General features: G+C 64.7%; 14 protein-coding genes, 2 tRNA genes and 1 pseudogene. 9 read left to right on the top strand and 8 right to left on the bottom strand.

Annotated elements, in window-relative coordinates; all coding sequences use genetic code 11:
• Positions 1–6: 6 nt before the first annotated feature.
• Positions 7–1,779 carry an SDR family oxidoreductase gene (locus ACNFH5_RS09515; protein WP_416745391.1) on the bottom strand — a complete coding sequence of 591 codons (1,773 nt, stop codon included), beginning with the start codon at positions 1,777–1,779 and terminating at the stop codon, positions 7–9.
• Positions 1,776–2,660 carry a M24 family metallopeptidase gene (locus ACNFH5_RS09510; protein ID WP_416745390.1) on the bottom strand — a complete coding sequence of 295 codons (885 nt, stop codon included), beginning with the start codon at positions 2,658–2,660 and terminating at the stop codon, positions 1,776–1,778. The genes ACNFH5_RS09515 and ACNFH5_RS09510 overlap by 4 nt, the downstream gene beginning before the upstream one ends.
• Positions 2,661–2,930: 270 nt before the next feature.
• Between ACNFH5_RS09510 and ACNFH5_RS09505 the strand changes: the two genes are divergently transcribed.
• A complete protein-coding gene (locus ACNFH5_RS09505) occupies positions 2,931–3,749 on the top strand; it encodes a MerR family transcriptional regulator (RefSeq protein WP_416745388.1) in 819 nt (272 codons plus the stop codon).
• 4 nt (positions 3,750–3,753) lie between these two features.
• On the opposite strand, the gene ACNFH5_RS09500 is transcribed toward ACNFH5_RS09505, so the two are convergent.
• Positions 3,754–4,668 carry a LysR family transcriptional regulator gene (locus ACNFH5_RS09500; RefSeq protein WP_416745386.1) on the bottom strand — a complete coding sequence of 305 codons (915 nt, stop codon included), beginning with the start codon at positions 4,666–4,668 and terminating at the stop codon, positions 3,754–3,756.
• Positions 4,669–4,751: 83 nt separating this feature from the next.
• On the opposite strand from ACNFH5_RS09500, the gene ACNFH5_RS09495 reads away from it, so the two are divergent.
• On the top strand, positions 4,752–5,210 hold the full coding sequence (locus tag ACNFH5_RS09495; RefSeq protein WP_416745385.1) for a DMT family transporter: 459 nt from the start codon (positions 4,752–4,754) through the stop codon (positions 5,208–5,210).
• A gap of 148 nt (positions 5,211–5,358) precedes the next feature.
• Here the strand turns inward: ACNFH5_RS09495 and ACNFH5_RS09490 are convergent, their stop codons facing one another.
• Positions 5,359–8,835 (bottom strand): NahK/ErcS family hybrid sensor histidine kinase/response regulator, encoded by a 3,477-nt coding sequence (locus tag ACNFH5_RS09490; protein WP_416745383.1) that lies wholly within the window; start codon positions 8,833–8,835, stop codon positions 5,359–5,361.
• 229 nt (positions 8,836–9,064) lie between these two features.
• Between ACNFH5_RS09490 and ACNFH5_RS09485 the strand changes: the two are divergent.
• The 4 genes and pseudogenes from ACNFH5_RS09485 to ACNFH5_RS09470 all read left to right on the top strand — a co-directional run bounded on the left by ACNFH5_RS09485 (position 9,065) and on the right by ACNFH5_RS09470 (position 15,139).
• Positions 9,065–9,666 (top strand): annotated as a pseudogene (locus ACNFH5_RS09485) (GNAT family N-acetyltransferase).
• A 208-nt stretch (positions 9,667–9,874) separates the two neighbouring features.
• A complete protein-coding gene (locus ACNFH5_RS09480; protein WP_416745381.1) occupies positions 9,875–10,726 on the top strand; it encodes an AraC family ligand binding domain-containing protein in 852 nt (283 codons plus the stop codon).
• Between the two features lie 202 nt (positions 10,727–10,928).
• Complete coding sequence (locus tag ACNFH5_RS09475; protein WP_416745379.1) at positions 10,929–13,094, top strand: TonB-dependent receptor family protein; 2,166 nt, start codon at positions 10,929–10,931, stop codon at positions 13,092–13,094.
• A 170-nt stretch (positions 13,095–13,264) separates the two neighbouring features.
• Complete coding sequence (locus tag ACNFH5_RS09470; protein WP_416745377.1) at positions 13,265–15,139, top strand: MFS transporter; 1,875 nt, start codon at positions 13,265–13,267, stop codon at positions 15,137–15,139.
• Positions 15,140–15,205: 66 nt separating this feature from the next.
• On the opposite strand, the gene ACNFH5_RS09465 is transcribed toward ACNFH5_RS09470, so the two are convergent.
• From ACNFH5_RS09465 to rdgC, 4 genes are all read right to left on the bottom strand, one after another.
• The gene (locus ACNFH5_RS09465; RefSeq protein WP_015478234.1) at positions 15,206–15,415 is read right to left on the bottom strand and encodes a cold-shock protein; all 210 of its coding nucleotides are present in this window, start codon (positions 15,413–15,415) and stop codon (positions 15,206–15,208) included.
• 206 nt (positions 15,416–15,621) lie between these two features.
• Positions 15,622–15,936, bottom strand: coding sequence for a quaternary ammonium compound efflux SMR transporter SugE (gene sugE, locus ACNFH5_RS09460; protein ID WP_416745375.1), 315 nt, complete (start codon positions 15,934–15,936; stop codon positions 15,622–15,624).
• A 134-nt stretch (positions 15,937–16,070) separates the two neighbouring features.
• Entirely contained in the window at positions 16,071–17,027 is a 957-nt protein-coding gene (locus tag ACNFH5_RS09455; protein ID WP_416745373.1) for a bile acid:sodium symporter family protein, read from the bottom strand.
• A gap of 70 nt (positions 17,028–17,097) precedes the next feature.
• The gene (gene rdgC, locus ACNFH5_RS09450) at positions 17,098–18,018 is read right to left on the bottom strand and encodes a recombination-associated protein RdgC (protein ID WP_017522054.1); all 921 of its coding nucleotides are present in this window, start codon (positions 18,016–18,018) and stop codon (positions 17,098–17,100) included.
• A 177-nt stretch (positions 18,019–18,195) separates the two neighbouring features.
• Here rdgC and ACNFH5_RS09445 point away from each other — a divergent pair.
• From ACNFH5_RS09445 to ACNFH5_RS09435, 3 genes are all read left to right on the top strand, one after another.
• Positions 18,196–18,271, top strand: a tRNA-Val gene (locus tag ACNFH5_RS09445).
• Between the two features lie 13 nt (positions 18,272–18,284).
• Positions 18,285–18,361: transfer RNA gene (locus ACNFH5_RS09440), tRNA-Asp, on the top strand.
• A 287-nt stretch (positions 18,362–18,648) separates the two neighbouring features.
• Positions 18,649–19,389, top strand: coding sequence for an FKBP-type peptidyl-prolyl cis-trans isomerase (locus ACNFH5_RS09435; RefSeq protein WP_416745370.1), 741 nt, complete (start codon positions 18,649–18,651; stop codon positions 19,387–19,389).
• Positions 19,390–19,447: the final 58 nt, after the last annotated feature.

The following is a 19,447-nucleotide window of genomic DNA, read 5'->3' as shown; positions in this document are numbered from 1 at the left end:
CAGTTCTCAGGCAGTGAGATTGAGGCGGGCGAACAGGCGCGACAGCCAGGGCATGAAGCGCCATTGCAGGGCGCCCAGGTGCACTTCGCTGCCGACCTTCACCACCGGCTGGTCGCGCTCTACGGCGCGGGTAATGCGCTCACCGACGGTATCCGGGCTGAGCCGGCGCCGACGATAGAAGCGCTGCACCTTGGCGCGATGTCTGGCTTGTTGTTCGTCATTCATGCCGGCAAAGCGCGTGGCCTGGACGATGCCGGTATCGACGAAGCCCGGGCATGCCGCGCTGACGCCAATGCCGTGGCCGGCCAGTTCGGCGCGCAGGCATTCGCTGAGCATCAGCACTGCGGCCTTGCTGGTGGCGTAGGCAGGGTAGTTGCGCGAGGGCGCGAAGGCCACGCCGGAGGCGACGTTGACCAAGTGGCCCGGCTTGCCGGCCTCGACCATCTGCTGGCCGAACAGCCGGCAGCCGTCGATCACGCTCCACAGATTGATGCGCAGCAGGCGCTCCCATTCCTGCGGGGTGGTCTTGAGCATCGGCCCGGCCATGCCGATTCCGGCGTTGCTCACCACCACGTCGGGCACGCCAAGGCTGCTTTTCACCCACTGGGCGAAGCGCTCCATGGCGGCGCTGTCGCCTACGTCCACACAATAGCTGTGGGCGCTGGCGCCGACCGCACGGGCCAGCTCGGCGCTGCGCTCGGCGGCGGCCGGGTCGATGTCTGCGGCCAGCACGCTGGCGCCGCGCTCGGCGAAGCTCAGCAGAGTCGAACGGCCGATACCGCCGCCCGCGCCGGTTACCACCACGAGCTTGCCGGCGAAGGGGCCGGCGCCGGGTTTCAGTGCGGCGCGCTGCAGTTCTGGCGTCGCTTCGCCGCCCTCGATGTGGCTCACGAACTCGTCGATCCAGTTGCCCAGTTGAGCCGGCTCGGCGAGCAGTTGCCAGTGCCCGGCGGTGACGTCGCGGCGCCACAGGCGTGGGGCCCACAGCGAGAGTTGCTGGAACAGCTGCTGGCCTACGTAGCGGTCGCGGGTCGGCACGATGAGTTGCACCGGCACCTCGGTATGCCGTTTGCGCGGCTTGAAGATCGAGGTGATGAAGTTGGCCCGGTAAAGCTTCACGCCGTGTTCGCCGTCGCTGGCCTGGTGCGGGTTGCGCACCGGGTTGCGGATGCCTTCGACCTTGCGCAGGTATTGCGGCCACGCTTTCGCCGCGCCGAAGCGCCAGGACAGCGATGGCAGCAGCGGCAGGTGGAAGTAGTAGATGTACCAGGAGTGCAGCAGCTGGCTGGCCATCTGCAGCAGCGCTCGTGGCGTCTTGCGACGCAGACGGTCACGCATCCAGAAGCCGACGTGGTCCAGGCAGGGGCCGGAGACGCTGGTGTAGGAAGCGACGCGCGCGCGCAGCTGCGGATCGGTGACGCTCTCCCAGGTCTGGATCGAACCCCAGTCGTGGGCCACCAAATGCACCGCGCGTTGCGGGCTGACGGCGTCGAGCACTGCCTTGAGGTCCTGGCTGAGCAGTTCCAGGCGGTAGTCGCGGGTCTTGCGCGGCTTATCCGATTCGCCAGCGCCGCGGACGTCATAGGCGACCAGTTGATAGCGGCCTGACAGGTGGCGGATCAACGGCAGCCAGGTTTCATGGTTGTCCGGGTAGCCGTGGACGAACAGCACCATCGGCAGGTGCGCCTCACCCCAGCGCCAGACCGCCAGGCGCACGTTGCCGGACTGCACATCCAGCCGTTCCGGTGCCGGCAGGGCTTTCTCCAGCATGGCGTTCATGCCACCTCCCGCCGCGCCGGTGCGCTGATCAGGCCGCGCGCGGTCCAGCGGCGCACGTGGGGCAGGTCGTCGTCGAGCCAATAGGCATCGTCCTCGGTGACCACCAGCAGTTCCTCGAACTTGGCGCCCACGCCGCGCAGGCCCAGGTGCGGCTCGACGGCCCAGAGGCCCGGCGTTGGCGCGTGTTGCGAACGGTCGTTGCTCGACCACAGCGGCGACCAGCCTTCGCGGCGGCCGGTGACCAGGGCGTTCTTCATCAGCGTGGCAATATTGCGGACGCCGAAGCGCGCCACTGAGGGCCCGGTATTACGCGCGCCGAGTTTTTCCACGCGGTGCGCCAGCACTTCGAAGGGGTAGGCCTTGTGTCGGGGCAGGGTGCCCTGGCGATGGCAGAGACGGTCCACCGACTGGCTGACTTCCGCCAGCGGCAGGCGTTGGCGCACCTGCTCGACGATCAGGTTGCGGTGTGCCAGCAGGTCGTCCATCAGCCGTTCCACCAGCAGGTTGTGGCCCAATGCTCCGGAGTAGCCGACGTCGGCGGTGTAGGCGCCCAGGGTTGGCGCGCAGTCGAGGATGAAGGGCATGCCTTCTTCCAGGCGCTGCTTGCCGGGATAGAAGGCCAGGTTGAAACCGCCCAGGTGGCGCAGGCCGTCGAAACCCTTGAACGAAGTGCGGGCGCCGAACCAGGCGAAGGGCTGGTGGAACCAGTCGCGCACGCCGTGATCAAGCAGCCAGGTCTTCATCAGGGCGGCGGTCTCGCGCTCGCTGATGCCCGGGCGCAGTTCGCCGGCAATGGTTTCGCAGCAGCGGTAGGCCAGTTGCTGAATCTCGCGGAAGTGCCGCAGGTCTTCGGGGGTGGGCACCCAGGCGCCTTGGGACATGACTTTCTCCAGGCTGGTTGTTGTTATCGTTACATCGGTCGATGTCATGATCGATGCTGACCCATCGTTGAACGTTGCGCCATGCGTGCGCGCCGGGCCTGGAGTGTTACCGGAACGGAGAACCGCTGACGGCGCGGCTTGTGGGCGGAAACGGGATAAACGGCGGGTGCAGTTCCCGTCTTTGGTTGGGCCTCGGGGATGAGAAAGGGATCACCGAAGGATTAATCCTTCCGATTGTTCCGGGGGCATGTCGCTGGCTATCATCCGGCCATGAGCACACCTCTGAACCTCTTGCAGCGCCTGCTGCAGCGCCCGGACGACGCGCCTTCCGAACTGGAAGAGGAGCGCGAGTATTCCGTGGATGAGCTGGCCCGCGAGGGCGGGACCACGGTGCGCAACCTGCGTGCCTACCAGGACCGAGGCCTGCTGCCGCCGCCCGAGCGCCGGGGCCGTGCCGGGGTGTATTTCGCCAGCCATCTGCGCCGCCTGCGGTTGATCAACCGTTTGCTGGAGCGTGGCTACAACATCGCCAATATCAAGGAACTGCTGGAGAGCTGGGAGCGCGGCCAGGATCTGGACCACGTGCTCGGCCTCGACGAGGCTATCGTCGGCCCCTGGAACCTGGAGTCGCCCGGCAGCATCGAGTTCAGCGACCTGCAGGCGTTGTTTGGCGAGGAGCTCAACGACGCAGTGATCGACCAGGCACTGGCGCAGGGCCTGTTGGCCTTCGATGGCGAGCGCATCAGCATTCCAAGCCCGCGCCTGTTCAATGCCGGTGTCGAGCTGTACCGCGCGGGTATTCCATTGGCGTCGCTGCTGGATCATCTAGCGGTGCTGCGCAGTGATACCGAGCACCTCGCCGCCGGCATCGTGCGCCTGGTGGTAACTCATCTGGTGGACAAGCCCGGCGCCGACCTGCTGCCCGGAGCTGCCGATCTGGAGCGACTTGCCGAAGTCTTTCAGCGCCTGCGGCCGGTGGCCGAGCAGGTGGTGCTGGTGGAGTTGGCACGCGGCCTGAAACGCTCGGCCAACGATATGCTCGGCGAGCGCGTCGGGGAAATCCTCCGGCGGCTGGAAACGCCGGAGTAACGCCTCAGGTCCTGCTGGTCACCACGGCCAGCTTGCCGCGCAACCAGCGCCGCGCCGGGTCGTCCTCGCTGGTGTCTGACCAGATCTGCACGAAATCGAATGGCGCCAGCTTCAAGGGCGGTTCGAAGCTGGCCAGGCCATGGCTGGCGAGATCAGCCGGGAGCATTCGCGCGGCAATCGTCAGGACCATATCAGTGCCCGCCAACAGGCTGGGCGCCACGCTGAAGTGCGGCACGGTGGCGGCGACCTTGCGGCGGCGACCGAGCTTTTCCAGATGGCTGTCGATCTCTTCCGCTGGGCTCTGCTGCAGGGCAACCCGCAGGTGTGGGGCGGCGAGGTAGTCGTCCAATTCCAGGCGCTTTCTTGCGCCCAGGGTTTCGCGCGAACACAGGCAGACGAAGCGCTCCTCGAACAGCCGCTGTACGCGCAGCCCTTCGGGCAGCATCGGGAAGACGCCCAGAGCGCCATCGAGCTCGCCGTTCGCCACCTGTTCCGCCATGCCCACCCGCGAAGCCTGGCGTACGTCCAGGTGAATACCCGGCGCTTCGCGGCGCAGGATCGGCAGCAAAGCCGGCAACACCACCCAGGCGCCGTAGTCGGACATACCCAAGCGCAGCTCCAGCTCGGCGCTGGCCGGTTCGAAGTCGTCGCCCAGCACCAGCCGACGCACGCCACCGAGGATGTCCCGCAGCGGGCCGGCCAGCTCGAAGGCGCGGCGGGTCAGCTGCATCTGGTTGCCGGCGCGCAGCAGCAGCGGGTCATCCAGCAAGTCGCGCAGGCGATTCAGCGCATGGCTTACCGCCGGCTGGGTCATGGCCAACCGCTCGGCTGCGCGGGAGACGTGGCGCTCTTCCAGCAGGGCGTCGAGGATCACCAGCAGGTTGAGGTCGATGCGGCGCAAGTCATGAATTGAGTGCATTCAGGTTGTACCATTCATTCATTTCCATGCGTTGGATGGATAGCAGAAGCTGAGCCTCATCGACAAGCCATGGAGAATTTTCGATGTCGAAACTGCTTCTGCTCTTGCCCGCCATTGGTGTGGGCGCTCTGGTTGCCTTGCAGGCTGGGAGCAACTCGCTGCTGGGGCGCCAGTTGGGACACCCGTTGAGTGCCAGCCTGACGTCGCTGGGGGTGAGCCTGGCGGCGGTGATCATTGCGCTGCTGGCGTTCAGGGTGCCGCTTCCAGCGGCTGCCGGCATTGCCACCACGCCTTGGTGGGGCTGGCTCGGCGGGCTGTTCGGGGCGGCCTATCTGACGGTGGCGGTGATGCTGGCGCCGCAGCTGGGCGCGGCAACGTTCCTCGCATGCGTGGTGGCGGGCCAGATGCTCATGTCGGCGTTGTGTGATCAGTTCGGTTGGGCGGGGTTTTCGGTGCGAAGATTATCGCCCGAGGGCTATCTGGCCATTGGGCTGATCATTGCCGGGGTGGTGTTGTTGCAGTGGCGCGGGAGGGTGGCGTGAAGTATCGCTGGCTGCTGGTTTTGGGTGGGTTCGCGAGCAAGAACTGGGCGTCCCCCTCGATCCTACAAGAGCCACTCAGAGGCTCGGTGTGGCTGTAGGAGCGAGCTTGCTCGCGAACCGCCGCCGCTGCCAGGCACGGCTGGACGATCTACTTCAGGCTCAAATGCCGACTCAACAACGCGCGTAACGCCGCCGGCTTCACCGGCTTGGGCAGGAAGTCCAGCCCGGCCGCGTGGATCTGCGCCACCAGTTCGGGGCGAGCGTCCGCGCTGATCACCACGCCCGGCACCGGCTCACCCAGGCGGGTGCGCAGCCAGGCCATGAGGTCCGTCCCCAGTTCGCCGTCATCCAGGTGGTAGTCGATCAGCGCCAGTTGCGGGCGAGCGTCGCCGTCGAGCAGGGCCTGGCATTCCTCGCGGCTGCGTGCGGTGAGCACGCGGCAACCCCAGCGAGTGAGCAGGCTGTTCATGCCGGTGAGGATGCTGTCCTCGTTATCGACGCAGAGCACCTGCGCGCCGTTGAGTTGTTCCGGGGTTTCCACTTTGTGCCCGTTGAGCGGCGCCGGGGCCGGCTGGCGCGCCAGCGGTACGCTGACGCTGAACACGCTGCCTTTGCCCGGCCACGAGCGCACTTCCAGGCGGTGGTCGAGTACCTTGCACAACCTGTCGGCAATGGCCAGGCCGAGGCCCAGGCCCTTTTCGGCACGGGTCTGGTGGCTGTCCAGGCGTTTGAATTCCTCGAAGATCACCTGCAGCTTGTCTGGCGGGATGCCCGGGCCGTGGTCCCAGACTTCCAGGCGCAAGTGCCCGGCCTCGCGACGCACGCCGAGCAATACGTGGCCCTTGGCGTAGCGGAAGGCGTTGGTGAGGAAGTTCTGCAGCACGCGGCGCAGCAGCTTGATATCACTTTCCACGCGCAGCTTGCTGCCGCGCACGTGGAAGTCGATGCCGTGCTCCTGGGCCAGCACGCGGAACTCCACGCCGAGGGTGTCGTACAGGTTGCTCAGCGGGAAGGCCGCGATGTCGGCACTGACGCGGCCGCCTTCCAGACGCGAGATGTCCAGCAGGTCGGTGATCAGGTCTTCCGCCGAGCGCAACGAGGAGTCCAGGTGGCGTACCAGCTCGGTGGCCTCTTCGGGCAGTTTTTCCTGGTGGGCGAGGGCGGCGGAGAACAGCCGCGCGGCGTTCAGTGGCTGCATCAGGTCATGGCTGACGGCGGCGAGGAAGCGCGACTTCGACTGGTTGGCGGCTTCCGCGGTGCCCTTGGCTTCGGTCAGCGCCTGGTTGAGTTGCGACAGCTCGAAGGTGCGCTCCTGCACGCGTTGCTCCAGGCTCTCGTTGGCGTCCTTGAGGCCCTGTTCGGCATCGCGGTAGTTGGTGATGTCGGTGAAGCTCATGACGAAGCCGCCGCCCGGCATCGGGTTGCCGATCAGTTCGATCACCCTGCCATTGGGGAACAGTCGCTCGGAGGTATGCGGCGTGCCCTGGCGCATCCAGTACAGGCGCTTGGCGACGTGCAGGTCCGGGTCGCCCGGCCCGCAGAGGTTACGCTCGGCGTTGTAGCGGATGATGTCGGCGATCGGGCGGCCGACGTAGATCAGCCCGTCCGGGTACTCGAACAGTTCGATGTAGCGGTGGTTCCAGGCCACCAGGCGCAGCGACTGGTCGACCACGCTGATGCCCTGGGTGATGTTCTCGATGGCGCCCTGCAGCAGCGCGCGGTTGAACTGCAGCACCTCGGAGGCTTCGTCGGCGATCTTCACCACGTCCTCCACCTGCATCTCGCGGCCTTCGATGGCGGCCTTCACCACGGCGCGCGCGGAGGAGGCGCCGAGCACGCCGGCGAGCAGGCGTTCGGTGTGGGCGATCCATTCGTCGTTGGCGTTCTGGCTTGGGGTGAAGCCCTTGCCCTGGCGGTAGGCGAAACGGATGAAACTCTGCCGCGCGCGTTCCTCGCCGACGAAACGCGCGGCGAGCATCAGCAGGTCTTCCAGCTGCACAGCGAGCATCGAGCGCGAGCTGAGCTTCTGGGAGATTTCCTGGCCGATGAAGCGGCTGGCCTGCCAGTGCTCGGAAACACGGGTACGGGAGAACACCGAGACCAGCCCGAACAGCGCGAAATTGCCGATCAGCGAGAGCAGCACGCCGAGGGTCAGCGGTTCGATGGACAGGCCGAACGGCCGGCCGGCGAGCCAGGCCAGGCCGGGGAAGGTTTCCAGCGGCCAACCCAGGCCCTTGGCAACGACCGGCAACACCAGGGTGTAGGCCCAGAGGAAGGAGCCAGCGGCCAGGCCGGCAAACACGCCGCGGCGGTTGGCCTGCTTCCAGTACAGCGCGCCGATCATCGCCGGGCCCAGTTGAGCGATGGCGGCGAAGGCGATCTGGCCGATGGTGGCGAGGCTCGCGGTGGAGCCCAGCAGGCGGTAGCTGACATAGGCCAGCAGGAGAATCAGCGCGATGCTCACCCGGCGCACGGTCAGCAGCCAGTGGCGGAACACCTCGAAGGGCTGCTCGGCTTCGCCTTTGCGGCGCAGCAGCCAGGGCAGCAGCATGTCGTTGGAGACCATGGTGGACAGCGCCACGCTGGCGACGATGACCATGCCGGTGGCCGCCGAAGCGCCGCCGATGAAGGCAAGCAGGGCCAGCGCCGGGTGGGCCTCGGCCAGCGGCAGGCTGATCACGAAGGAGTCGGGCATCACGCCAGCCGGCAGGTGCATCTGCCCGGCGAGGGCAATCGGCACCACGAACAACGCAGCCAGCACCAGGTAGATCGGGAACACCCAGCGCGCCAGGTTCAGGTCGCGCGGCTCGATGTTCTCCACCACCAGTACGTGGAACTGGCGCGGCAGGCACATGATGGCAGTCATCGCCACACCGGTCTGCAGTAGCATGGCCGGCCAGTGCACCGTCTCCTTCCAGTACTCGTTGAGCTGCGGGGCGACGCGGGCCTTGTCCACCAGGTCGCCGAAGCCGTCGTAGAGGCCGTAGGTGACGAAGATGCCGACGGCGAGGAAGGCGGTGAGCTTGACCAGCGATTCGAAGGCGATCGCCAGCACCATGCCGCGGTGGTGTTCGGTGACGTCCAGGTTGCGGGTGCCGAAGACGATGGTGAACAGCGCAAGGATCAGCGACACGATCAGCGCCGTGTCCTGGGCGCGGATGCCGGTGGAGTCGGGCCCGGCGCCGATCAGCAGGTTCACCCCGAGGACGATGCCCTTGAGCTGCAGGGCGATGTAGGGCAGCACGCACACCACGCAGATCAGTGCCACCACCACAGCCAGCGCCTGCGACTTGCCGTAGCGCGCGGCGATGAAGTCGGCGATGGAGGTGATGTTCTCCTGCTTGCTGATCATGATCATCTTCTGCAGCACCCAGGGCGCGAAGAGCATCAGCAGCACGGGGCCGACGTAGATCGGCAGGAATGACCAGAGTTGGTCGGCGGCCTGGCCGACGGCGCCGAAGAAGGTCCAGCTGGTGCAGTACACGGCCAGCGAGAGGCTGTAGACCCAGGCGCGGACACGCGGCGAAAGAGGGGCGCGACGGCGGTCGCCATAGAACGCGATGGCGAACAGGACCGCCATGTAGAGCAGGGCGACCGTTGCGATCAACCCACTGGACAACGACATGCTGACTCCGGAAGTGAACTGGCTCCCCCGCAGGAGCACTGGCAGCAGTTTCGCACCAAAGTCCGGAACTGTCAGACGCCTGCTACCAATGTCTCAGTGGCGCTGTGTCGCGCCTCACACTTGAGGACGCGGCGCCAGGCTGGTAGCTTGCCGGCCTTTTCGCGGTCCGTCTGTCGTGCGCCTGCCGGCACGCGGCACTTCATCGGGCCGCTACGCTCTGATGTGAGCGATGATTTCGCGTCGAGTTTCGAGGAGGGCGCCATGTTCAGACCGTTACCCATCACCTTGCAGCGCGGGGCCCTGCGCCTGGAGCCGATGGTGGAGGCCGACGTGCCGGACCTGGTGACGCTGGCGGAGCAGAACCGTGACGTCCTGCAGTTCATGAGTGCGCCGGGGCGCCCGGACTGGTACCGCCAGGGCCTGGCGGACCAGCGCGAGGGCCGCTCCCTGCCGCTGGTAGTGCGCCTGGGCAACCAGATCGTCGGCACCACGCGCTTCATGGACTTCCTTCCGGCGCTGCCGGCCTGCGAGATCGGCGCCACCTGGCTGGACCAGGCCCAGCACGGCAGCGGCCTCAACGCCACGATGAAGTACCTGATGCTGCGCCATGCCTTCGACAGCTGGAAGATGGTCCGCGTGCAGTTCAAGACTGCCGCCAGCAACGAGCGCTCCCAGCGCGCCATAGAGAAGCTCGGCGCAGTGCGCGAAGGTGTGCTGCGCAACCACCGTCGCCTGGCTGGCGGCCGGCTGGACGACACCATCCTGTACAGCATCACCGACCAGGAATGGCCCCAGGTGAAGGCCACGCTGGAAGCCGGTTTCGTCGGCTGAGTGCTACTCTGGTCGCGGCTTCAGAACCCCTCACCCTCTCCCCAGGGGAGCGAGGACTGATCGGCGCAGGCTGAAGCCATCGTGTCAGCCGGCACGGACTGTCCCTCCTCCCTCAGGGAGAGGCTGGGGTGGGGTGAGGGGAAAGCCCTGGCACCGTAGTAGCTCCCGAAGGGCGCGGTGCTCAGAGAATCGATTGACGGGATGACCCATGGCAGAACACGACGCGAGCGGCGAACGCACCCGCTTCTGGCGCGCCCAGGAGTTGGGCGGCGTCGAGTTGCTGCACGCGCGTTATATCGAGCAGGTGTTCTCGCCCCACGTCCATGAAGGCTTCGCCTTCGTCATGATCGAGCAGGGCGCACAACGTTTCCACCACCGTGGCGCCGAGCACTTCGCCCCGGCCGGCAGCGTGGTGCTGATCAACCCCGACGAGGTCCATACCGGCTCCAAGGCCGATGAGGCCGGCTGGCGCTATCGCGGCTTCTACCCAGAGCTGGCGCAGGTCTCGGGCGTGCTGGAGGAGCTGGAGCTGGGCGGAGGCGGCACACCGTCCTTCGATGCCAGCGTGGTGTTCGACCCGGAACTGGTGCAGGCGCTGTTCGCCGCGCACCACCTGCTGGATTCCGATGCCACCGTGCTGCAACGCCAGACTTGCTGGCGCGAGGCCTTGCTGATGCTGTTCCAGCGTCATGCGCGGATTCCCGAGGCGCCGCCAGCGGGGAACGAGCCCGTGGCTGTGGCTCGGGCCCGCGAGCTGCTGGGTTCACGGTTGATGGAGCCACCGTCACTGGAAGAACTGGCTGCCGCTGTTGGGCTGTCGCCCTTCCACTTCGCCCGGGTGTTCCGCAAGGCCACCGGCCTGCCGCCGCATGCCTGGCTCAAGCAGCGTCGGCTGGAGCAGGCGAGGGCACTGCTCAAGCAGGGCTGCATGCCGGTGAACGTCGCCATGCAGCTGGGCTTCGCCGATCAGAGCCACCTCAGCCGTCAGTTCAAGCAGGCTTATGGCGTCGGTCCCGGTGAGTACCGTCAGGCCTGTGCTCGGTCGTTCCGTTCGGCCTGATTGTCTTCATCGATTCTCGGAACTCCCATCGCACAGGGGCTGGTGGCCTATTGCCGTGCCTGATGAACAGTTGTTCGAGATGCCGAAAAGAGAATCTGAGTCAACCGGAATATTTTTTCATTTGCGATACATTTGCATTTACAAAATTTACAATCAGTTCTAATTTCCCGCCCCTTCACGAAGTACCCGGGGAGGGGGATGCATGTCGCACGTTCGTTCATGGTCGCGCCTGGCGATCGCCGTAGCCCTGGCCACGCCGCTGCTGCCAGCGCAGGCCGAGGAAGAGACCAAGGAGCTGGAGACTGTCACCGTCGTCGGTGACTGGCTCGGCGAGGCCGACCAGCAGGTGGTGCAGAACCACCCCGGCGCCCGCACCGTGGTGCGGCGCGAACAGATGATCGAAGAGGGCGCGCAGAACGTGCGCGACGTGCTGCGCGGCATTCCCGGCGTGCAGGTGCAGGACAACAACGGCACCGGTGGCAGCGATGTTTCCCTCAACGTCGGCGTGCGCGGTTTGACCTCGCGCTTGTCGCCGCGCTCGACCGTGCTCATCGACGGCGTCCCGGCCGCCGTGGCACCCTACGGCCAGCCGCAGCTGTCGATGTTCCCGCTGTCGGTCGGCAACCTCGACAGCGTCGACGTCGTGCGTGGCGCCGGCTCCGTGCGCTATGGCCCGCAGAACGTTGGCGGGGTGATCAACTTCGTCACCCGCGCGATTCCCAAGGAATTCTCCGGCGATGTTGGCAGCACCGTGGAAACTGCTTCCCACGGCGGCTGGAAGAAGCTCTACAACGCCTTCCTGGGTGGTACCGCCGACAACGGCATGGGTGCTGCGCTGTTGTATTCGGGCGTGAAGGGCGCGGGCTACCGCGACAGCAACGATTCCACCGACATCGACGACGTGATGTTCAAGACCCACTGGGCGCCCACCGATGTCGACGAGTTCTCCGCCAACTTCCACTACTACGACGGCAGCGCCGACATGCCCGGCGGCCTGACCCAGGCGCAGTTCGACAAGGACCCGTACCAGTCGGTACGCGACTACGACAACTTCACCGGCCGCCGCAAGGACGTCTCGCTCAAGTACAAGCGGCAGATCGACGACCTCACGCAAGTGGAAGTGCTGACCTACTACAGCGACAGCTTCCGCGGCAGCACCATCGCCAACCGCGACCTCAAGACCCTGGCGTCCTACCCGCGCGACTACCACACCTTCGGCATCGAGCCGCGCGTGTCGAAGATATTCATGGTCGGCCCGACCACCCAGGAAGCCAGCATCGGCTATCGCTACCTGAAGGAAGCGATGCACGAACGCGCCAGCCAGGTCGGCCTGGTGAACAACATTCCCACCGTGCAGCCGGGCGCTGACGGCCACATCTATCAGGACCGCACCGGCGGCACCGAGGCGAACTCCATCTACCTCGACGACAAGATCGACGTGGGCAACTGGACCGTTACCCCGGGCATCCGCTTTGAGCGCATCTCCACCGACTGGCACGAGCGCCCGGTAATCGACAACAAGGGCAAGCCGGTCCAGGAAAAGAACCGCAGCAAGGACTACAACGAGCCGCTACCGGCACTGGCGGTGATGTATCACCTGTCGGACGAGTGGAAGCTGTTCGCCAACTACGAGACTTCCTTCGGCAGCCTGCAGTACTTCCAGCTTGGCCAGGGTGGCCGCGGCAACGACACCGCCAGCGGCCTGCAGCCGGAAAAGGCGAAGACCTACGAAGTAGGCACCCGCTACGACAACGGCACCTGGGGTGGCGAAGTCACGCTGTTCTACATCGACTTCGACGACGAGTTGCAATACATCAGCAACGACGTGGGCTGGACCAACCTGGGCGCTACCAAGCACCAGGGCATCGAGACCTCGGCGCACTACGACATGGCCGCGCTCGATCCGGTTCTCGCCGGCCTGACCGCCTACGGCACCTTCACCTACACCCGCGCCACCTACGAAGGCGAGATCCCGTCGTTCAAGGGCCGCGACCTGCCGCTTTACTCGCGCCAGGTGGCCACCATCGGCCTGCGCTACGAGCACGACCGCTGGACCTACAACTTCGACGGCTTCGCCCAGTCGGGGCAGCGCGCGCCTGGCCCGACCACCAACTCCAACGGCAGCTTCACCGGCAACTACATTACCGAGCCGAGCGCCGATGGCCAGTACGGCGACATCCCCGGCTATGTGCTGTGGAACGCCCGTGTGGGCTACGACTTCGGGCCGCAGGCGTCGAATCTGAAGGTCGCCGCCGGGGTGAAGAACATCTTCGATCAGATGAACTACACCCGCTCCAGCGACAACAACGCCGGTATCTACCTGGGTGAGCCCCGCACCTTCTACGTGCAGGGCAGCGTCGGCTTCTGACCGCCTCCCGCTCCAGCGAAAAAGCCCGTCCTGCGTGACGGGCTTTTTTCTGTCCGGGATTTCATCACCGGAATGGATTTGTGCGGAAAATGTGGCTTTTCTTCACGCTGTTGCCGTCATATCCGTGCTGTCATTCCGGCTCAAGGCCGCTACGCAGGTATACAAGGACGATGTCTCAACACTCGCAATTCGCCCTGCTGGGCACCAAGCGATTCCTGCCCTTCTTCATCACCCAGTTGCTGGGTGCCTTCAACGACAATATCTTCAAGCAGTCGCTGATCCTGGCGATCCTCTACCACCTCACCATCGGTGGTGACCGCAACCTGCTGGTCAACCTCTGTGCGCTGCTCTTCATCCTGCCGTTCTTCCTGTTCTCCGCCCTGGGCGGCCAGTTCGGCGAGAAGTTCAACAAGGACGCGCTGATGCGCGCGCTGAAGCTGGCCGAGATCGTGATCATGGCGGTGGGCGCAGCGGGCTTCGTGTTCGGCAGCCTGCCGCTGCTGTTCCTCGCGCTGTTTGCCATGGGCACCCACTCGGCGCTGTTCGGCCCGGTGAAGTACTCGATCCTGCCGCAGCACCTGCGTGAGGACGAACTGGTCGGTGGCAATGCCCTGGTGGAAATGGGCACTTTCCTGGCCATTCTGTGCGGCACCATCGGTGCGGGCGTACTGATGTCTCGGCAGGACTACGCTGCTGGCGTCGGCATTGCCGTGGTGATGGTGGCCATCTGTGGCTTCCTTGCCAGCCGCAACATTCCCCGCGCGGCCGCCGCGCTGCCGGAGCTGAAGGTTGACTGGAATATCTTTCGTCAGTCCTGGAGCATCCTCCTGCTCGGTCTGCGCCAGCGCCCGGCGGTGTCGCGCTCGCTGGTGGGCAACTCCTGGTTCTGGTTCCTCGGCGCGGTCTACCTGACGCAGATCCCGACCTACGCCAAGGAACTGCTGCATGGCGACGAGAGCGTGGTGACGCTGATTCTCACCGTGTTCTCGGTGGGTATCGCGTTGGGCTCGATGCTTTGCGAAAAGCTCTCCGGCAAGAAGGTGGAAATCGGTCTGGTGCCCTTCGGATCCATCGGCCTGAGCCTGTTCGGCATTCTGCTGTGGTGGCACTCGGGCGGCTTCCCGCAGGGCGAGCAGCCTTACAACTGGCTGGCCGTGCTGGAGCATTCGCAGTCCTGGGCGGTGCTGGCGGATATCCTTGGCATCGGCATCTTCGGCGGCTTCTACATCGTGCCGCTGTATGCGCTGATCCAGGCGCGCACCGAGGAGGACAAGCGTGCGCGGGTGATTGCGGCGAACAACATCCTCAACGCGCTGTTCATGGTGGTGGCGGCGATCGTCTCGATCCTGCTGCTGTCGGTGGCGAAGCTGAGCATCCCCGAACTGTTCCTCGTGCTCTCGCTGATGAATGTCGCGGTGAACGTGTACATCTTCAAGATCGTGCCCGAGTTCACCATGCGCTTCCTGGTCTGGCTGCTGACCCACTCGATGTACCGGGTCGATCACCGCAACCTCGAAGCCATTCCCGACGAGGGCCCGGCGGTGCTGGTGTGCAATCACGTGTCCTTCGTCGACGCGCTGCTGATTGCCGGGTCCGTGCGCCGTCCGGTGCGCTTTGTCATGTACTACAAGATCTTCCGCATCCCGGTGCTCAACTTCATCTTCCGTACTGCGGGCGCCGTGCCCATCGCCGGGCGCAACGAGGATGCCGAGACTTATGAGAAGGCGTTCGCCAGAGTCGCCGAGTACCTGCGTGAAGGGGAACTGGTGTGCATCTTCCCCGAGGGCATGCTGACCCTGGACGGCGAGATGAATGAGTTCCGCGGCGGTGTGGAGCGGATCATCGAAGAGACCCCGGTACCGGTTATCCCGATGGCGCTGCAGGGGCTATGGGGGAGCTTCTTCAGCCGTGATCCGCAAAAGGGTTTCCTGCGTCGGCTGTGGTCGCGGGTCTGCCTGGTGGCCGGCCAGCCCGTTGCGCCGGAAGAGGCCAAGCGCCTGCTGCTGCAGGAGCAGGTAGCCGAACTGCGTGGCGTGGCTCGCTGAGGGCCGGGTGACGGAAAAGAAAAAGCCCCGGCATTGCCGGGGCTTTTTCATGGTGCAGGACGAGGATCAGATAACCTGAACTTCGTCAGCCTGCAGGCCTTTCTGGCCTTCAACAACGATGAAGGAGACCTTCTGGCCTTCCTGCAGCGACTTGAAGCCATTGCCCTGGATGGAGCGGAAGTGAACGAACACGTCGTTGCCGCTTTCCGGGGTGATGAAACCGAAGCCTTTAGCGTCGTTGAACCACTTGACGGTGCCGGTCTGACGATTGGACATGGAATTACACCTTGAACTATTGAAGATTGTTTTGCGGAAAAGGTCCGCGCTCGTCCTGAGTTGCAAGGTGCAGTCGAAGCCGGGTGGTGGGGAATGGCCCCTCCAGGTCACGAGCCACAGTGACCCAAGCAAACACAGTGGCCCGCAGCATACCGACAAATTTTCGGGAAAGCGACAGCCCGCCGGTATCGAAAACCGATACAGCGTCAGTGGCTCATTTTCAGTCCGACCAGTCCGCACAGAATCAGCGCAACACTGAGCAGGCGTACCGGCGCCATGGACTCGCCGAACAGCACGATCCCGACGATGACGGTGCCGACGGCGCCGACACCGGTCCAGATGGCATAGGCAGTGCCCAGCGGCAGGTTCCTCATGGCCAGGCCAAGCAGGCCCATGCTGGTGATGATCGCCAGCACGGTGAGGACGGTTGGTATCGGCCGGGTAAAGCCTTCGGTGTATTTCAGGCCGACAGCCCAACCCACTTCGAACAGGCCGGCGACGAACAGAATGATCCAGGACATGGAGCTCTCCAGACGGTGGATGGATTGGAGGGCCGTCCCCGCTGGAGCACCGGAAGGTGGTGAGGTCGTCCTCACAATGTGCAGTATTTTGCACAAAACCGGTGCGCCGGGCAACCCGGCGCCGGATTCCTGCCCTATTGAGGGGCCTGTTTCTGGGCGGATGGCTCTTCGGTCATGCGGCGGAACCAGGTGGAAAGCGTTGCGCCGGAGATGTTGTGCCACACGCTGAACAGTGCGCTGGGCACTGCCGCCAGTGGCGAGAAGTGCGCGCTGGCGAGGGCGGCGCCGAGGCCGGAGTTCTGCATGCCCACCTCCAGCGCCAGTGACTTGCGCTGCGCCAGCGGCAGACCGAAGACCTTGGCGGTGAAGTAGCCAAGCAGGAAACCGAAGCCGTTGTGCAGGATCACGACGGCCATGATCAGCAGGCCGGATTCGGCGATCTTTGCCTGGCTGGCGGCAACCACCGCGGCGACGATGATGACGATGGACACCACCGAGATCAGTGGCAGCACGTCCACCACGTGGCGCACCCGCGCGCCGAGCAGGCGCTGGGCAACGATGCCGAGGACGATCGGCACTACCACCACCTGCAGGATCGACCAGAACAGCGCACCGAAGGATACCGGCAGCCACGCGGAAGCCAGCAGCCAGATCAGCGCCGGGGTGAGCAGCGGAGCAAGGAGGGTGGTTACGCCAGCGATGGCCACCGACAGCGCCAGGTCACCGCGCGACAGCCAGGTCATCACGTTGGAGGCGGTGCCGCTGGGGCAGCAGCCGACCAGGATGACGCCCACGGCAATCTCCGCTGGCAGGTGCATCAACTGGCAAAGCAGCCAGGCCATGCCGGGCATGATGACGAAGTGGGCGATCACGCCGAGGGTGACGCGCCAGGGATGTCGGGCGACTTCGGCAAAGTCCTCGACCTTGAGCGTAAGGCCCATGCCGAACATGACCACGCCGAGCATGGGCACGATGGCGACAGCGAGCGGCGTGAAGAGGGAGGGAACGAGGAACGCCAGGATGGCGAAGAGCAGCACCCAGAGGGCGAAGGTGTTGCCCATGAAGCGGCTGAGCAGGATGAGAGCACGCATGGGCCCTCCTTCTTGTGAGTGGGCCTTTTATGGTGTCAGGCGCCGCGCGGGCGCGGCGCCTGAAGGGGCGTCAGATGCCTTCGGGCATCGCCTCGCCACCGAGAGCCTCGATCAGCGCCGGGATGAACTCGGCGAAGGTCAGCATCATCAGGGTGAAGCTGGCGTCGAGTTGGCCGAGGGCATCTTCGCCGCCGTCCTGCTCCGCCTTTTCCTGCAACATGTCTTCGAAGCGCAGGCGCTTGATCGCCACCTTGTCGTCGAGGACGAAGGACAGCTTGTCCGACCAGGCCAGCGACAGCTGGGTGACCAGCTTGCCGGAGGTCAGGTGCAGCTGGATTTCCTCGCTGGTCAAGTCCTGGCGCTTGCAGCGCACCACGCCGCCGTCTTCGTGGGTGTCACGCAGCTCGCACTCGTCGAGGACGAAGAAGTCGCCGGCGGCTTCCTGGGTCTTCACCCAGTCGGTCAGGGTGGCGGTCGGCGCGGTCTTCACGGTCAGCGGGCGAACCGGCAGCGAGCCCAGGGCCTCGCGCAGGGTGGAGAGCAGGTCTTCAGCCTTCTTCGCGCTGGAGGTGTCGACCAGGATCAGGCCGAGGCTCGGTGCGATGGCAGCGAAGGTCACCGAGCGGCGAATGAAAGCGCGCGGCAGCAGGGTCTGGACGATTTCGTCCTTGAGCTGGTCGCGTTCCTTCTTATAGACCTTGCGCATCTGCGCGGCTTCAATCTCGTCGACCTTTTCCTTGAGCGCGTCACGCACGACGCTGCCGGGGAGAATGCGCTCTTCCTTGCGGGCGCTGACCAGGAAGAAGCCTTCGCTGGCATGCACCAGCGGAGCGTCCGGGCCCTTGCCGAAAGGCGCGGAGAAACCGTAGGTAGTCAGTTCCTGGCTGGCGCAGGAGCGCGCCGGCTTGCTGGCCAGGGCCTTCTCCAGGGCATCGGCGTCGATCTGCAGATCCTGGGTGAGGCGATATACGAGCAGATTGCGGAACCACATGAGGGTCTAACTCCTGGACACAAAGGACGCATTATTCCGTTCGGCGCGGTTCAGGCCAACCCCGTTTCGTCATTCACCCTCTTCATCTAAGCCTTTGGAACATCTGAAAATTTTTTTCATTCGGGGGCTTGCCAGGTTCAAATGTCCTCCGTAGAATGCGCCCCACTTCGAGACGAAGGGTGATTAGCTCAGCCGGGAGAGCATCTGCCTTACAAGCAGAGGGTCGGCGGTTCGATCCCGTCATCACCCACCACTCGAGGTCCGACGCAGCGGTAGTTCAGTCGGTTAGAATACCGGCCTGTCACGCCGGGGGTCGCGGGTTCGAGTCCCGTCCGCTGCGCCACAATTCGAAAAGCCCTCAGGTAGCAATACCTGAGGGCTTTTTCTTTGCCTGCCTTTTTTATCTGCGAACCTCGTTCCTGCAAAAGCTTCCCGTCGAAAATTGCCCCGCCGAGTCACAGTGATTCCGTGCTGGCCGTCTGACTTATCCTGTTAATTTTCTTATAAGTTTGCTGTGGGAACTTCTCCCTCGGCAGTGGTTCCTATTGCCCATAGCCACTGGCCACGAGCGCCTGATAAGCTCGCGGCTTCATTACTTCAGCCATGACGGCGCATAGACAAGGATTCAGCATGAAACAACATCGGTTGGCGGCAGCGATCGCGCTGGTCGGCCTGGTTCTCGCGGGCTGCGACAAACAGGCCGCCGAAGTGGAACTCAAGACTCCTGCGCAGAAAGCCTCCTACGGCATCGGCCTGAACATGGGCAAGAGCCTCGCCCAGGAAGGCATGAATGACCTGGATTCCAAAGCCGTCGCCCTGGGCATCGAAGACGCCGTTGGCAAGCAGAAGCAGAAGCTGACCGATGAAGAGCTGACCGAAGCCTTCACCGCCCTGCAGAAGCGCGCTGAAGAGCAGGTCGCCAAGAAGAACTCCGAGGCTCTGGAAGCCGGCAAGAAGTTCCTCGAGGAAAACGGCAAGCGTGAGGGCGTGGTCACCACCAAGTCCGGCCTGCAGTATGAAGTCGTGAAGAAAGCCGACGGTGCACAGCCCAAGGCCACCGACGTCGTCACCGTTCACTACGAAGGCAAGCTGGTCGATGGTACGGTCTTCGACAGCTCCATCCAGCGTGGCAGCCCGATCGATCTGCCGGTTGGCGGCGTGATCCCGGGTTGGGTCGAAGCCCTGCAACTGATGCACGTTGGCGAGAAGATCAAGCTCTTCATCCCGAGCGAACTGGCCTACGGCGCCCAGAGCCCGAGCCCGACCATCCCGGCCAACTCCGTGCTGGTGTTCGACCTGGAACTGCTGGCCATCAAGGACCCGAACCAGCCTGACGCGGCTGAGGCTCCGGCAGAGCAGCCGAAGAAGTAACTGAGTACCTTCGTACCAGTGAAAACGCCCCGTAACCCACGGGGCGTTTTCGTTTGTG

Origin of the sequence: Pseudomonas sp. NY15435 (genome assembly GCF_048068295.1) — a bacterium.
In the GTDB taxonomy this organism is placed as follows: domain Bacteria; phylum Pseudomonadota; class Gammaproteobacteria; order Pseudomonadales; family Pseudomonadaceae; genus Pseudomonas.
Note: the sequence above shows the minus strand (reverse complement) of the source record. Positions and strands in the feature narration are given on the sequence as shown.

What these genes read in the sequence shown, in the direction of transcription:
- ACNFH5_RS09515 (WP_416745391.1), bottom strand. Translation starts at nt 1,779, where the DNA reads ATGAACGCCATGCTGGAGAAAGCCCTGCCGGCACCGGAACGGCTGGAT.
- ACNFH5_RS09510 (WP_416745390.1), bottom strand. Translation starts at nt 2,660, where the DNA reads ATGTCCCAAGGCGCCTGGGTGCCCACCCCCGAAGACCTGCGGCACTTC.
- ACNFH5_RS09505 (WP_416745388.1), top strand. Translation starts at nt 2,931, where the DNA reads ATGAGCACACCTCTGAACCTCTTGCAGCGCCTGCTGCAGCGCCCGGAC.
- ACNFH5_RS09500 (WP_416745386.1), bottom strand. Translation starts at nt 4,668, where the DNA reads ATGCACTCAATTCATGACTTGCGCCGCATCGACCTCAACCTGCTGGTG.
- ACNFH5_RS09495 (WP_416745385.1), top strand. Translation starts at nt 4,752, where the DNA reads ATGTCGAAACTGCTTCTGCTCTTGCCCGCCATTGGTGTGGGCGCTCTG.
- ACNFH5_RS09490 (WP_416745383.1), bottom strand. Translation starts at nt 8,835, where the DNA reads ATGTCGTTGTCCAGTGGGTTGATCGCAACGGTCGCCCTGCTCTACATG.
- ACNFH5_RS09480 (WP_416745381.1), top strand. Translation starts at nt 9,875, where the DNA reads ATGGCAGAACACGACGCGAGCGGCGAACGCACCCGCTTCTGGCGCGCC.
- ACNFH5_RS09475 (WP_416745379.1), top strand. Translation starts at nt 10,929, where the DNA reads ATGTCGCACGTTCGTTCATGGTCGCGCCTGGCGATCGCCGTAGCCCTG.
- ACNFH5_RS09470 (WP_416745377.1), top strand. Translation starts at nt 13,265, where the DNA reads ATGTCTCAACACTCGCAATTCGCCCTGCTGGGCACCAAGCGATTCCTG.
- ACNFH5_RS09465 (WP_015478234.1), bottom strand. Translation starts at nt 15,415, where the DNA reads ATGTCCAATCGTCAGACCGGCACCGTCAAGTGGTTCAACGACGCTAAA.
- sugE (WP_416745375.1), bottom strand. Translation starts at nt 15,936, where the DNA reads ATGTCCTGGATCATTCTGTTCGTCGCCGGCCTGTTCGAAGTGGGTTGG.
- ACNFH5_RS09455 (WP_416745373.1), bottom strand. Translation starts at nt 17,027, where the DNA reads ATGCGTGCTCTCATCCTGCTCAGCCGCTTCATGGGCAACACCTTCGCC.
- rdgC (WP_017522054.1), bottom strand. Translation starts at nt 18,018, where the DNA reads ATGTGGTTCCGCAATCTGCTCGTATATCGCCTCACCCAGGATCTGCAG.
- ACNFH5_RS09435 (WP_416745370.1), top strand. Translation starts at nt 18,649, where the DNA reads ATGAAACAACATCGGTTGGCGGCAGCGATCGCGCTGGTCGGCCTGGTT.